We start from the raw sequence: 14,336 nt of genomic DNA, 5'->3' as shown, positions 1-14,336 counted from the left end.
GTGAGTTCCTATTCGGCCGGTTGCAGCGCGGGGGCCTGGCCGTTCCGCCCGCGACGGGTGAAGCGGTCGCCAAGCGCGCGGCAGACGACATAGAAAGTGGGGGTGAAGAGCAGACCGAAGGCTGTGACCCCGGCCATGCCGAAGAAGACCGCCGTGCCCAATGCCTGCCGCAGTTCGGCACCAGCCCCTTGCGCGATCACCAGCGGCACTGCGCCCAGGATGAAGGCGAAGCTGGTCATCAGGATCGGTCGCAGCCGGGTGCGCGCAGCCTGCACCGCCGCCTCGACGGGCGAGAGGCCCTGCTGTTCCTCGGCCTGCTTGGCGAACTCGACGACCAGAATGGCGTTCTTGGCCGCCAGCGCGATCAGCACGACCAGGCCGATTTGGGTCAGGATATTATTGTCCATCCCCCGCAGGTTGACGCCCAGCATCGCGGCCAACAGGCACATCGGGACGATCAGGATGATCGCCAGCGGTAGCGTCAGGCTTTCATATTGCGCGGCCAGCACCAGGAAGACGAAGAAGACCGCCATTCCGAACACCAGGCCCGCCGTATTGCCCGCCGTCGCCTGCTGATAGGCGATGCCGGTCCATTCCTGCGCATAGCCAGCGGGAAGCGTCGTTTCACCCAGCTTTTCGATCGTGCTGAGCGACTGGCCGGACGAATAGCCCGGTGCCGTATCACCATCGACCTCCACCGCAGGCAGCAGGTTATAGCGAACGACGCGATAGGGGCCGGTCTTGTCCTGGAAGGTCGACAGGGAACCGAGCGGCACCATGGCGCCCGAATTGGACCGGGTCTTGAGGTTGGCGATATCCGCCGTCGATCCGCGAAACGCCTGATCCGCTTGCGCCGTGACGCGATAGGTGCGGCCCAGCAGATTGAAGTCGTTGACGAAGGCAGAACCCAGATAGACCTGCATCGCTTCGAACACCCGTTCGGGCGGCACACCCAGCAGGTCGGCCTTGCGCCGGTCCACATCGGCGAAGATGCGCGGGGTGGCGACGTCGAACAGGGTATAGACTTGGGCGAGGCCGGGGGTCGTATTGGCCTTGCCGATATAGTCGGTCGCGACCTTGTTCAGCGCGTCATAGCCGCGCCCCTCGCGATCCTCGATCATCGTGCGATAGCCACCGGCAGAGCCGATGCCCTGGATCACGGGAGGCGGCACGAGAATGATGCGCGCCTTGTCATAGTCGCCGATCGCCTTGCCGGCCTGCTCCATGATCCCGGCATAGGTCGCCCCCACTTCCTTGCGTTCGGCAAAGCTGGTGAAGGGGAAGTAGATCGCCGCCGAATTGGGCGCGGCGGTCTGCGAAGGACCATGGAAGCCAGCGAACATCACCGCGCCGCGCAAGCCTTTGATCGGCAGGATTTTCTCCGCGACCTCGCGCGTCACCTTGTCGGTGCGTTCGAGCGATGCGCCGGGCGGAAGCTGGACCACGGCCAGGAAATAGCCCTGATCCTGCGCGGGGATGAAGCCGCCGGGGGTGACCCAGAACAGCGCGATGGTCGCCGCGATCAGGCCCGCATAGGTCAGCAGCATCTTCTTGGGCCGGGCGACCAGGAAACGGGTGAGGCTGGCATAGCGGTCGCTCATCCGTTCAAAGCCGCGATTGAAGGCATCGGCAGCCTTTTGCAGCCAGCGCTTCCAGCGCGGGGCGTCCGCTGCCGGCGCGTCATGCCCATGTTTTGGCTTCAACAGCAAGGCGGCGGCGGCGGGCGAGAGGGTGAGCGAGAGCAGCAGCGAGATCACCGTCGCGGTCGAGATGGTGACGGCGAATTGCTGGTAGAAAGCGCCCGAAATGCCGGTGATGAACAGTGTCGGCACGAACACCGCGCACAGCACCAGCACGATCGCGACCAGCGCGCCCGCTACTTCGTCCATCGAGAAGCGCGCAGCCTCCAGCGGGGACATGCCTTCCTCGATATTGCGTTCGACATTTTCGACCACGACGATGGCGTCATCGACGACGATGCCGATCGCCAGCACCAGGCCGAAGAGCGAGAGATTGTTGAGCGAATAGCCAACCGCCGCCAGCATCGTCGCCGTGCCGATCAGCGAAACCGGAATAGCGATGATCGGTATGACCGCCGCGCGCCAATTCTGAAGGAAGATGAGGATGACGAGGACGACCAGGATCACCGCCTCGAACAGCGTGTCATAGACCGCGTCGATCGACTGGCTGATGAATTCGGTCGGGTTGTAGATGACGCTATATTCCAGCCCCTTGGGAAAGCGCTGGGACAGGCTGTCCATTTCCGCCTTCACCTTCTCCGCCGCGTCGAGCGCGTTGGAGCCGGGGCGCTGCATGACCGCGATGACGACCGTGGGCTTGCCGGACAGATAGGTGTTGATGCCATAATCCTGCGCGCCCAGTTCGACCCGCGCGACGTCGGCGACGCGGACCTGATGCCCATCGGCATCCGTGCGGATGACGATATTGGCAAATTGCTGGGGTTCGTTCAGGCGGCCCTGCATCTCGACGCCGAGTTGGAAGGCTTCGCCACTGTCATAGGGCGGCTGGCCGATAGCGCCTGCCGACACCTGCACGTTCTGCGCGCGCAGGGCGGCGACGATCTCGCCCGCCGTCAGGTTGAGCGCGGCGGCGCGACCGGGGTCGATCCACACACGCATCGCATAGTCGCGCGCGCCGAACAGTTGCACGTCGCCCACGCCGTCGAGCCGCGCGAGGCGATCACGCACCTGCGTCAGGGCATAGTTGGAGAGGTAATTGCGGTCGAGCGACCCGTCGGGCGACTGGAGATTAACGACCATCAGGAAATCGGGCGATGTCTTGCGGGTGACGACCCCTAAGCGCTGTACCTCTTCGGGCAGGCGCGGGACGGCGACCGCGACGCGGTTCTGCACCAGCACCTGCGCGGCATCCAAGTCGGTGCCGATCTTGAAGGTGACGGTGATCGTCACTCTGCCATCGCCGGTCGACTGGCTGCTGACATAAAGCATGTCGTCGACGCCGTTGATTTCCTGTTCGATCGGCGCGGCGATGGTCTGGGCCACCGTCTCGGCCGATGCGCCGGGATATTGCGCGCTGACCGTCACGGTCGGCGGCACGATGTCGGGATATTGCGCGACGGGCAGCCCGATGAAGGCGAGCGCGCCGACCACCGTGATGATCACGGCGATCACGGCCGCAAAGATCGGCCGGTCGATGAAGAAGCGGGAGAAACGCATGGGCGTTATCCTTGGGAAATGGGTTTAGCGCGCAAAGGTCGCCTGGGCGGCGGCGGGTGCGGCGGCCGGATCGACGGGCGTCACCGGCGTCGGCTGCGGCTTGATGGGTGCGGCGCGTACCGCGACCTTGGTGCCGGGCATCGCCGCCTGGACATTGCCGACGATGACGCGGTCCTGCGGCGTCAGGCCGGACCGGATGATCCGCAGGCCGTCCACGACGGGGCCGAGTTCGACCGGCTTGACGGAGACACTGTCGTCCTTGCCCACGACCATCACGGTCTTGCGTGCCTGATCGGACTGGATCGCGGCGTCGGGCACCAAGAGGGCGCGCATGGTGCCGCCGCTCGCAAGCCGCATATTGCCGAACAAGCCGGGTGCGAGGAACATCCCCGGATTGGCAAAGGTCGCGCGCACCCGGATAGTGCCGGACCGAGGGTCAAGACCATTGTCGGTAAAGTCGAGTTGGCCCTTCCACTTATAGTCGGTTTCATCCTGTAAGCGCACTTCGACGGCGGTCGCGCCCTCGCCATCTTCCCGGTCTCGCTGCGCTTTCAGAAACAAGGCCTCTGACGCATCAAAGCTGAAATAAATCGGATCGAGCTTGTTGATCGTCGTCAGCAAGGTCGCGCTGGCTCCATCGCCGCCCGCCACCAGATTGCCGATGTCTATCCGCCGATCGGACACGCGACCGGCGATCGGGGCACGAACCTGGGTGAACTCCATGTCGAGCGACCGCTGGCGCGCGCGCGCCTCGGCAGCGGCCAGCGCAGCCTTGGCGGATTGCAGCCGGGCGCGCAGGGCATCGACTTCGCTCGCGGAAATGGCTTCGTCGCCGGTCAGCCGCTGGACACGGGCATAATCGGAACGGGCGAGCGCCAAGGTGCTGCGGGCGGCGGCCACGTCGGCCTGCGCTTCGGCCAGCGCGGCGCGGAACGGCCGTTGGTCGATCGTGAAGAGCAACTGTCCCTTGCGCACGATATCCCCGTCGCGAAAGTGCAGCGCGGTGACGGCACCCGACACGCGCGGCCGTATTTCGACCGTCTGGCTGGGGGCGAAGCGTCCGACATATTCATCCCACTGCGTCACTTCGCGCGCGAGGGGCGCGGAAATGCCGACGGTGGCGATCGGCGTGGCCGCGGCCTGGGCATCGGGTTGGTCCAGCCATTTCCAGGCGGCACCGGCAACAAGGACCAGCGCGATCGCGGCCATCGCACCGCCGCGCCGAGACAGACGCCGCTGCTTGGAGGGCGACACTTCGCTGGCGGTGTCGGCATGGATGGGGGCGAGCATGTTCATGGGCGAACCTTTCGTCCACGGGCGCTACGGCCCGCGCTGATGGAGGCGAGCAGCAATTCGAGCTGGTCGGCGGTGAAACCGGCCTCTTGCGCGTCGGCAAGGGCGGAAGGGGTAACGGCATAGCCGCGATGCCAGGCCTCGACCGACAGGCGGCGCAGCGCCTCCAGCCGTTCGCTGGCCAGCACGGGGCTTGGGCGTGGGCCAAAGATGAGCGCGCTCCATTTGTCCCAGCTGCCGGGCCTGCGTAGGGTGGACAGCCGATCGGATAGGGCCAGCGCCGCCACCTGCCATTCCAGCGGATCAAGCGTGGCAGCTTCAGCCATGTCCGCCATCGGCAGGCATACGGATAGGGGCGCGCCAGCCATGGGCTGGGCGAAATCTATAAAAGCCATGTGTTACGTCCTCCCTGGACGGCACCAGTGATGAAAAGAGCGCAGCCGAACGCGCCGACCGGACGCCAATCGAGCGTCCGGCAGATGAGCGACGGCCGTAACCCACGCGCAGGTGCGCGGCGCTATCGAACGAGAATATCGGTGGAGGGTGCGACGCCCTGTTGGGCTACCGCAAGCAGTCGGTCAGGGACCGCCTCTGATGATGGGGCAGCGCATAATTACCTCCCTGAAGCCTGTCGGCTCAGTGGTTCATTCCATACTTATCGGTATATAATGAGATGCTGCGCCGCGTCAATCGGAATAACATACCGATCGGTAATTATTTATCGCAGGTGAATAGGATGCCCGTTCGGCGACCTATCCCCTACCGCCCCGGCCACATGGCAAGGGTGGTCTGCACCAGTCTTTCCAGCGTTTCGCGCGATGCGCCACCCGATGCCTGGACTGCCATGCCCTGCATCAAGGTCGAGAGATAACAGGACATGGCTTCCGGCTCGATGCCGTCGGGCAGGTCGCCCTCTTCCTTGGCTTGTACGAAACGGGCGAGCAAGGCGGCGTTCGACGAGGCGCGGCGCTTCAACACTTCGTCGCGGATGCAGTCCGCCTCGGTCACGCCAGCCACGGTGCTGATGACACCCAGGCAGCCTTGCGGCTCGGTATCACTACATTGCATGGCAAGCGACCCGCGCAACAATCGCTCGGCCACGCCGCGCGCCGTAGGGGCTTCCAGCGCGGTTTTCACATAGCACAGCTTCTCGGTCTCATAGAGGTCGAGCGCTTGCCGGAACAGGGCTTCCTTGTTGCCGAAACAGGCATAGAGGCTGGGACGGGTGATCCCCATCGCCTCGGTCAGTTCCGAGATCGACGCCCCTTCATAGCCCCGCCGCCAAAAGACCTGCAGCGCAGCGGCCAGGGCCTGCGCCGGATCAAATTCACGCGGGCGACCGCGAGACGTGGTTGCAACCTGTTCCATACCGATCGGTATATAGTAGGGCGACCCGCAAAGGTCCATAGCAGGTGGGGCGCAGCTAGATGCAGGCTTGCTCTTTCTCCTTATGTCGGAAGGCCAGCCTCGATATTCGATTCGGTTAGAGTTCGCTGTCCATCAGCTTGGGGAAGAAGCTTTCATGCGCGGTGCGGAGGTCGGCGAGGGCTACGCCCGCTACCGAGGGTCCGCCAACGGTGCCGATGCGGACAGCGTCGGGCACGTCCACGTCATGCGCCGTTGTCAGGACGTAACGGCCCTGATCTTCACCAAAAGCGGATGCAGTCGTGAGCGCGATGTCGAGCGTTGCCCCGATCTTACCCGCCAAGGCCATTTCGGCGATGGTGACGATCAGGCCGCCGTCGGACACATCATGGACAGCATTGGCGGTGCCCGATGCGACGAGGCCGCGGATGGTGTCGGCATGGGCGCGCTCGGCAGCCAGGTCGACTTTCGGCGCTTCGCCTGCTTCCCGACCGGCGATTTCGCGCAGCCAGATCGACTGGCCGAGATGGGTGCCTTCGCCGCCGATCAGCCAGATGGCGTCGCCTTCATTCTTGAACGCCACCGTTGCCATGACATCCACATCCGCCAGCAACCCGATCCCGCCGATCGCAGGCGTCGGCAAAATGGCGCTGCCGCCACCCGTCGCCTTGCTCTCATTGTAGAGCGACACATTGCCGCTCACGATCGGGAAATCCAAGGCGCGGCAGGCGTCGCCCATGCCGTCGAGGCAGCCTGTAAGCTGGGCCATGATTTCGGGGCGCTGCGGGTTGGCGAAGTTGAGGCAGTTGGTGACTGCCAGCGGCGTCGCGCCGACCGCGCTCAGGTTGCGGTAACATTCGGCGATTGCCTGCTTGCCGCCTTCATAGGGGTCGGCATAACAATAGCGCGGGGTGCAATCGGTGCTGATCGCGATGCCCTTGTTGCTGCCATGGACGCGCACGACGGCCGCGTCGCCGCCGGGGCGCTGGACGGTGTCGGCACCGACCATATGGTCATATTGTTCCCAGATCCAGCGGCGGCTGGCGATGTCGGGGCTGCCCATCAGTTTGATGAGGTTTGCGCCGATGTCGGTGCTTTCGGTTATGTCGCCCAGCGGCTTGACGCCCGACCAGGCCTTATACTCGTCCATCGGCATCGACGGACGGTCATAGAGCGGCGCGTCGTCGGCCAGCGGGGCGAGCGGAATGTCGCACACGGTTTCGCCATGATGGACCAGCACCATGCGGCCGCTGTCGGTGACTTCGCCGATGATCGCGAAATCCAGTTCCCATTTGTGGAAAATGGCCTCGGCAAAGGCTTCGCGGCCGGGCTTCAACACCATCAACATGCGCTCCTGCGATTCGGAGAGCATCATTTCATAGGCGGTCATGCCGGTTTCGCGCTGCGGCACGGCATCCATGTTGAGCAGCAGGCCGACGCCGCCCTTGGACGCCATTTCGACGCTGGAGGAGGTCAGGCCAGCCGCGCCCATATCCTGAATCGCGACGATCGCGTCCGACGCCATCAGTTCCAGGCACGCCTCGATCAGCAGCTTTTCGGTGAAGGGGTCGCCAACCTGCACGGTCGGGCGCTTGGCGTCGGCATCGTCGCCGAAATCGGCGCTGGCCATGGTCGCGCCATGGATGCCGTCGCGGCCGGTCTTGGAGCCGACATAGACGATGGAGTTGCCCACGCCTGACGCGGCGCTGTAGAAAATCTTGTCGGTGTCGGCGATGCCCACGGTCATGGCGTTGACCAGGATATTGCCGTCATAGGCGGGGTGGAAATTCACCTCGCCGCCGACTGTCGGCACGCCGACGCAATTGCCATAGCCGCCGATGCCGCGCACCACGCCGCTGATGAGGTGGCGCATCTTGGGATGATCAGGCCGCCCGAAACGCAGCGCATTCATGTTGGCGATCGGCCGCGCGCCCATGGTGAACACGTCGCGCAATATGCCGCCAACGCCCGTCGCCGCGCCCTGATAGGGTTCGATATAAGACGGGTGGTTGTGGCTCTCCATCTTGAAGATCGCCGCCTGCCCATCGCCAATGTCCACCACACCGGCATTTTCGCCGGGGCCGCAAATCACCTGCGGGCCGGTGGTCGGCAGCTTCATCAGGTGGATCTTGGAGGATTTATACGAGCAATGCTCCGACCACATGACCGAGAATATGCCGAGTTCCGTAAGGTTCGGCTCGCGGCCGATCGCCTTCAATACGCGGTCATATTCTTCCGGGCTGAGGCCATGTTCGGCGACGATTTCCGGGGTGATCTGGGTGGCGGTGCTGGACATGCCGCGCCTTTAGCGGGGGCGTGGGCGGAGAGCAATGGCGGCGTGCATGCTTTGGTGGACATGCGTCGATCGGGCGGGGGAAACGGGATAAGAGGCTGTCGCGCCTCTCCCGCGCTTGCCTGCCGCCATTGCGCGCAGAGGCGCTGAGACATGAGGGGCGTGTCGGCTTTCTCTGGATGGCGAGAAAGGGTGGTTAGCCGACGTTCCGTCGATAGTATCGGCGGCGCTTGATAGCCTGCAACGTGCTCCCTACGATTTCGATCAGAGACAGAACCAGTAGCCCGGCGAACGCAGAACAGGCAACCAGCGTCATGTTGTCCGTGAACGCCGAAAAGCCGCTCTCCCATGGACGCGGCAGTAGCTGCATAACGCTGAAAAAGATCAATAGTGCGAGGAGTATACCAGCGACACCGACCGCTACTCTCACTTTAGGCGAATTTATGCGAAGTCGATCACGACCGATAAGGACAAGCGTAACCGTTCCGATCGCGCACAGCCACTGAATCCCGTCGTGAATCGTCACGTCACCTGCCTCCGGCAACAACATAATCTGAGACCATCATGTCCGCAATTGGGGCGAAAGGCAAAGCAATCGTAAGCATCGCGATCCATATTGCAGATTGAAGGTCGCTACTCGATGTGGACAATCCGAGAATTGCGATTGCCAATATGATTACCGGGAAAGCGGTTCCGGCGAGCGTTCCCGCCGCGATGGCAAGCAATATCCCCCTGAGCATTGCCAGAACCTGCCCCAACATTCGCAGAACAGCAATACGCCATCGCAACGTCCGCTACCGTGCGCATCCCGCCAATGCGCGGACAAGAAAAAGGCCGGACCGTTAGGGGCGGTCCGGCCTGGGAATGGATGGAAGGATCAGGACGCCTTAAACGTGGCAGGCCTGCGCGCTCTTGCCAGGGACGGTGATGGTGACATTGTCGCCCGAACCGTCGATGGTGTATCCGCCCTCGGCGGTGAAGGGCTGACCGGCTTCGGCTGCCTTCAGGGTGGTGGCTGCGCCGCCCTTTTCGGTGCGCAGCAATGCGGTCTTGTCGTCGCTCATATAGTCGACGAAGAACAGGCTGTTATCCTTGCAGCGAAACTGCTTGTTGGCCTTGACCGACGGCGGCAGCTCGACGGGCGCGGCGTTGGCGAGTTCCGCGGCCATGGGGTCACGCGGACCGCCAACGACTTCGGGCTCATCATTCTGGTTGCAGGCGGACAGCAAGCCAAGGCTCGCGGCGGCGATCAGGGTGATATAAGATTTCATAGCGATCCTTTTATGTGCGTGTGCAGCATGATGCGTCAACGCAAAACTGCGCTATTCCCCCCATGCGCTTGATATGACGTCATGCCGCAGTGCAGTCAGTGGGCTGTCCGAACCATAAGGCATATGCCCGATTGTCCGCTGCGGGCTTGACCGGGCGGGCGGTGGCGGTCAATGCATGGCTATGGCCACCGACAGCAGCACGCAAGCCCCGGACCCCACCCAGCTTTCGTTCGAGGATGCGTTACGCGCCCTCGAATCGATCGTGCGCAGGCTCGAAAGCGGCGATGTGCCGCTCGACGAGTCGATCTCGCTCTATGCCCAGGGGGAAGCGTTGCGCAAACGCTGTGCCGACCGGCTGCAGGCCGCCGAGGCGCGGATCGCCAAGCTGACGGTCGACGCCAATGGCGCGGTGACCGGCGCGCAGCCGTTCGGCGCGGACTAAGCGGCATGGGGGGGGATGTTTCGTCGGCGGCGTTGCTGACCAGCCGATCGCGCGATGTCGCCGCGCGGATCGATCATGCGTTCGACCTGCTCTTGCCCGTGCCCGACGATGCGCGCGCGCGCCTCTATGAAGCGATGCGCCATGCGGCGATCGGCGGCGGCAAACGGCTGCGCCCCCTGCTGGTCGAAGCGACCTGCGACCTGTTCAACATCGCGCGCGAATCGGCGCTGCGGGTCGGCCTGGCGGTCGAGTGCATCCATGTCTATTCGCTGATCCATGACGATCTGCCCGCGATGGACGATGACGATATGCGCCGGGGCAAGCCGACCGTCCACAAGGCCTTCGACGAAGCCAGCGCGATATTGGCGGGCGATTGCCTGCACGATGTCGCGTTCGAAATACTGGCCGATGAGCAGACCCATGCCGATCCGTTCGTGCGGATCGACCTGGTCAGGGCGCTCGCGCTGGCGAGCGGCCCGGCGGGCATGGCGGGCGGGCAGATGATGGACCTGGAGGCGGAAAAATCGCGCTTCGACCTCGCCACCGTCACGCGCCTGCAAAATCTCAAGACCGGGGCCTTGATCGCCTTCTGCGTCGAGGCGGCCGCGATCATGGCGCGCATCCCGGTGGAGGCCCGCACCAGCCTGCATGGCTATGCCCGCGACATCGGCCTCGCCTTTCAGATCGCCGACGATCTGCTGGATGTCGAGGGCGACGCGGACTTGGCGGGTAAAGCGCTGGGCAAGGATGCGGCGGCGGGCAAGGAAACCTTCGTGTCGCTGCTCGGCGTCGATCGCGCGCGGGCGCAGGCGCATATGCTGGTCGATCAGGCCAAGGCGCATCTGCACGGCTATGGCGCGGAGGCCGACCTGTTGCGCGCCATCGCCGACTATATCATCGAAAGGGACCGCTAAGCCCCATGAGCAAGCAGCGTATCGGCGTCTATCCCGGCACCTTCGATCCCATTACCCTGGGGCATATGGACATCATCCGGCGCGGCGCGAAGCTGGTCGACAAGCTGGTGATCGGGGTCACGACCAATATCGCCAAGTCGCCCATGTTCTCCGACGAAGAGCGGTTGGACATGGTGCGGCGCGAATGTGCGGGCATCGACGCTGACATTGTCGTCATCGGCTTCAATTCGCTGCTGATGGACTTTGCCGAATCGCAAGGGGCGAGCGTCATCGTGCGCGGGCTGCGCGCCGTCGCCGACTTCGAATATGAATATCAAATGGCGGGCATGAACCAGCAGATCAATGCGCGCGTCGAGACCGTTTTCCTGATGGCGGACGTCTGCCTGCAACCGATCGCGTCGCGCCTGGTCAAGGAGATCGCGCTCTATGGCGGGCCGATCCACAAATTCGTCAGTCCCGCCGTGCGCGATGAAGTCGTGGCGCGGGTCGAAAAGATGGGCCGCAAGGGCGGGGCGTAGTGTGTTGAAGAGCCGCACCGGCCCGCACCCCCACCCGACCTCCCACAGTATATCCTGAATGGGAGGCCGGGTGGGGGTGCGGGCCGGTGCGGACAAAATCCGCTCTTTCGCGGATTTTCCAACCGACTCTCCCTCGCTCAGCCTGCGTTCAGTTGCCAATCGCGATCAGCGCGCTATCAGGGCGGCTTGGCCCTACGCCCATAAGATCAAGGAAGTCTGCTTCATGCGTTTCACCTGCGCGCTCAAGACCATGGCGATCGGTGTCGCCCTCGCAACGTCCGGCTTTGCCTATGCCCAGGGTGCGCCCGGTGGTGGCGGGGGTGACGAAGCGAAGCGGGCCGAGGCCGCCGTGCGCGCGCAGAACAATGCCAAGTCGCTGGAAACCGACCTGACCCCCAAGCTGCCGCCCGCGACCGTTCCGGCCGATCCGCAGAATATCTGGGATCTGGACCTGTCGACCGGCGGCCGTGTCCGCATCCAGTTGCGTCCTGACATCGCGCCCGCGCATGTCGAGCGGATCAAGGAACTGACGCGCCAGGGCTTCTACAATGGCCTGAAATTCCACCGCGTTATCCCCGGCTTCATGGCGCAGGGTGGCGACCCCAAGGGCGACGGCACCGGCGGATCGCAGCTCCCCGACCTCAAGGCCGAATTCAATCCGATGCCGCATTTGCGCGGCACCCTGTCGATGGCGCGCGCGCAGAGCGAGGATAGCGCCAACAGCCAGTTCTTCATCGTCCTGCTGCCCCGGATGCAGCTCGACAAGAAATATACCGTGTTCGGCCGTGTGATCGAGGGCATGCAATATGTCGATGCCATTGCCCAGGGCGAGCCGCCTGCCAATCCCAGCGTGATCTGGCAGGCCTCGATCGAAAGCGATGGCAAGCCGCCGGTAAGGATGCCGATGCCCGGCATGGCCGCACCCGCCGCGCCGTCGATCCTGCCTTCGCCAGCGCCCGGACAATAATCGACCACTCTCCGTTCGCTTCGAGCGAAGTCGAGAAGCGGCAGGCGCAGGGGCGAGCCTGTTTCGACCGCGCCCGACACGAACGGTTGCTGGCTTGATAAAACGAAACAGATAGACCGATGCGCGTAGACCTGTTCGACTTCGACCTCCCACCGGAAAACATCGCGTTGCGTCCCGCCAGTCCGCGCGATTCGGCGCGGCTGTTGCTGGTGCTGGGGGCAGGGGACTTTGCCGACCTGACGGTGCGCGACCTGCCCGGCCTGTTGCGGGCGGGCGATGTTCTGGTTTTCAACAACACGCGCGTCATTCCCGCCCAGTTGGAAGGCACGCGCGGCGAAGCGCGGATCGGCGCGACGCTGCACAAGCGCCTCGGCCTGCGCCAATGGCAGGCCTTTCTGCGCAATGCCAAGCGGGTGCGCGATGGCGACCGGATCGACTTCGGCGCAGGTGTCACCGCCATCGCCGGGCCGCGCGACGAAGATGGCGGCGTGACGCTGGACTTTGAAGGCACCGAGCCAGTGGAAGTGCTGCTGGAGCGGGCCGGGCGCATGCCCTTGCCCCCCTATATTGCCAGCAAGCGCCCGACCGACGAACGCGACGTCAGCGATTATCAGACCATGTTCGCACGCGAGGATGGTGCCGTCGCCGCGCCCACCGCCGCGCTGCATTTCACGCCGGATCTGATGGCGGCGCTGGCCAAGGCCGGGGTACTGACGGAAACGCTGACACTGCACGTCGGCGCAGGCACCTTCCTGCCGGTCAAGGCTGACGATACCGAAGACCATCGCATGCACGCTGAATGGGGCCGGATCGAACCGGCCACCGCCGACCGGCTGAACGCCGCGCGCGCGGCGGGCGGTCGCCTGATCGCGGTCGGCACGACGTCCCTGCGCCTGCTGGAAAGCGCGGCGAGCGAAGATGGCATCATCCACCCCTTCGCCGACGAAACCCGCATCTTCATCACGCCCGGCTACCGCTTCCGCGCGATCGACGGGCTGATGACCAATTTCCACCTGCCCAAATCGACCCTGTTCATGCTGGTCAGCGCATTGATGGGCCGCGACCGGATGCAGGCCGCCTATGCTCACGCGATCGGCCACGGCTACCGCTTCTACAGCTATGGCGATTCAAGTTTACTGCTGCCGGAAGGGTAAGGTGCCACTGTCACCGATGGCTTTGAGGGATATTGATAGTCTCTAGGCCGCCCGCTCGCTACGTCGGAAACTTATTTGCTTCCATGAAGAACCATAGGTAGCAATTGCCCATACGTTTTGAGCCGGTTACATCGTTCGAGGAATTTCTTGCATGAAGGCGATATTTTTCGGCCATAGTCATTTGGGGCCTATCCTTCACGCTTGGGAAGATGCCGCATTACGACCGAAGCTGAATTACAGCGCCAGCTTCGCTTTCGTGAATGAGGGAGTTAAATGGCTGACGCCGCCCGCAACGATCGTGGATGGCGAGTGCATACCCAACGCGGCCGTAATGAACCTGATGCAAAACCATGGAGCCTTCACTCCAGGCAAACGATCGATCGTGTTTGCGTTGGGCGGGAATGAACATACGATATTGGCACTGTTGACCCAAGGGACGCATCTCAACTTCGTTATGCCCGGCGAGAGTGTGGACGTCGAAGCCGATGAAACCATTGTGCCGTTCGAGGCCGTTCGACAGGCCATTCTCCAGCGCAGCGAAGTGTCCATGGCATTGACGACACTGGTCAAAGGCCTCAGCCCCCACCCTACATTGTGCATCGAATCCCCCCCCCCCCCGCAATCCAATAAATGGCTGACTGAAAATCTCGACAAATATTTCGTTGCTAAAATGACCAAAGCCGACCTGATGGTGGCCAGGCCGTCGGTTCGGCGCAAGATGTGGCAGGTGCGGTCGATGTTGTGGGAAAATTACTGCAACGACGTAGGCATGCCTTTTGTCAAGGTGCCGGATCGGTTGATGGAAAATGGCTTTCTGAAACCGGAATATCTGGGCAACGCGACGCATGCGAATCCATCCTTCGGTGCCGAGATGATGAAAGAAGTCGAGACAGCGCTTGCTTCGTTGACAGGCCATTGAGGA

12 protein-coding genes are annotated in these 14,336 nt (G+C 63.4%); 6 read left to right on the top strand and 6 right to left on the bottom strand.

What is annotated here, in order from left to right:
• Positions 1-8: 8 nt before the first annotated feature.
• From J2W40_RS06085 to J2W40_RS06060, 6 genes are all read right to left on the bottom strand, one after another.
• Entirely contained in the window at positions 9-3,197 is a 3,189-nt protein-coding gene (locus tag J2W40_RS06085) for an efflux RND transporter permease subunit (RefSeq protein WP_310222699.1), read from the bottom strand.
• Positions 3,198-3,221: 24 nt separating this feature from the next.
• A complete protein-coding gene (locus J2W40_RS06080) occupies positions 3,222-4,493 on the bottom strand; it encodes an efflux RND transporter periplasmic adaptor subunit (RefSeq protein ID WP_310222698.1) in 1,272 nt (423 codons plus the stop codon).
• Entirely contained in the window at positions 4,490-4,885 is a 396-nt protein-coding gene (locus J2W40_RS06075; RefSeq protein ID WP_310222696.1) for a hypothetical protein, read from the bottom strand. Before J2W40_RS06075 ends, J2W40_RS06080 begins: the two co-directional genes overlap by 4 nt.
• A 364-nt stretch (positions 4,886-5,249) precedes the next feature.
• Positions 5,250-5,858: a TetR/AcrR family transcriptional regulator gene (locus J2W40_RS06070; protein ID WP_409050347.1), complete on the bottom strand. Its 609-nt coding sequence runs from the start codon at positions 5,856-5,858 to the stop codon at positions 5,250-5,252.
• A gap of 115 nt (positions 5,859-5,973) precedes the next feature.
• Positions 5,974-8,151, bottom strand: a complete 2,178-nt coding sequence (gene purL / locus J2W40_RS06065; RefSeq protein ID WP_310222692.1) for a phosphoribosylformylglycinamidine synthase subunit PurL — start codon at positions 8,149-8,151, stop codon at positions 5,974-5,976.
• Between the two features lie 884 nt (positions 8,152-9,035).
• Positions 9,036-9,419, bottom strand: a complete 384-nt coding sequence (locus tag J2W40_RS06060) for a hypothetical protein (protein ID WP_310222690.1) — start codon at positions 9,417-9,419, stop codon at positions 9,036-9,038.
• 181 nt (positions 9,420-9,600) lie between these two features.
• Here J2W40_RS06060 and J2W40_RS06055 point away from each other — a divergent pair, with 181 nt between their 5' ends.
• The 6 genes from J2W40_RS06055 (at position 9,601) to J2W40_RS06030 (ending at position 14,333) form a co-directional block, all read left to right on the top strand.
• Positions 9,601-9,861, top strand: coding sequence for an exodeoxyribonuclease VII small subunit (locus tag J2W40_RS06055; protein ID WP_037476479.1), 261 nt, complete (start codon positions 9,601-9,603; stop codon positions 9,859-9,861).
• Positions 9,862-9,866: 5 nt separating this feature from the next.
• The gene (locus tag J2W40_RS06050) at positions 9,867-10,775 is read left to right on the top strand and encodes a polyprenyl synthetase family protein (RefSeq protein ID WP_310222688.1); all 909 of its coding nucleotides are present in this window, start codon (positions 9,867-9,869) and stop codon (positions 10,773-10,775) included.
• A gap of 5 nt (positions 10,776-10,780) precedes the next feature.
• The gene (gene coaD / locus J2W40_RS06045; RefSeq protein ID WP_310222686.1) at positions 10,781-11,293 is read left to right on the top strand and encodes a pantetheine-phosphate adenylyltransferase; all 513 of its coding nucleotides are present in this window, start codon (positions 10,781-10,783) and stop codon (positions 11,291-11,293) included.
• 223 nt (positions 11,294-11,516) lie between these two features.
• Positions 11,517-12,260 carry a peptidylprolyl isomerase gene (locus tag J2W40_RS06040; RefSeq protein ID WP_310222684.1) on the top strand — a complete coding sequence of 248 codons (744 nt, stop codon included), beginning with the start codon at positions 11,517-11,519 and terminating at the stop codon, positions 12,258-12,260.
• A 119-nt stretch (positions 12,261-12,379) separates the two neighbouring features.
• The gene (gene queA, locus J2W40_RS06035; RefSeq protein WP_310222682.1) at positions 12,380-13,414 is read left to right on the top strand and encodes a tRNA preQ1(34) S-adenosylmethionine ribosyltransferase-isomerase QueA; all 1,035 of its coding nucleotides are present in this window, start codon (positions 12,380-12,382) and stop codon (positions 13,412-13,414) included.
• A gap of 151 nt (positions 13,415-13,565) precedes the next feature.
• Positions 13,566-14,333 (top strand): hypothetical protein, encoded by a 768-nt coding sequence (locus tag J2W40_RS06030; protein ID WP_310222680.1) that lies wholly within the window; start codon positions 13,566-13,568, stop codon positions 14,331-14,333.
• The last annotated feature ends 3 nt before the right edge of the window (positions 14,334-14,336 follow it).

Origin of the sequence: Sphingobium xenophagum (assembly GCF_031457465.1) — a bacterium.
Taxonomy (GTDB): Bacteria; Pseudomonadota; Alphaproteobacteria; order Sphingomonadales; family Sphingomonadaceae; genus Sphingobium; species Sphingobium xenophagum_A.
The sequence above is the reverse complement of the archived record's forward strand: the minus strand, read 5'-3'. Positions and strand labels throughout refer to the sequence as shown.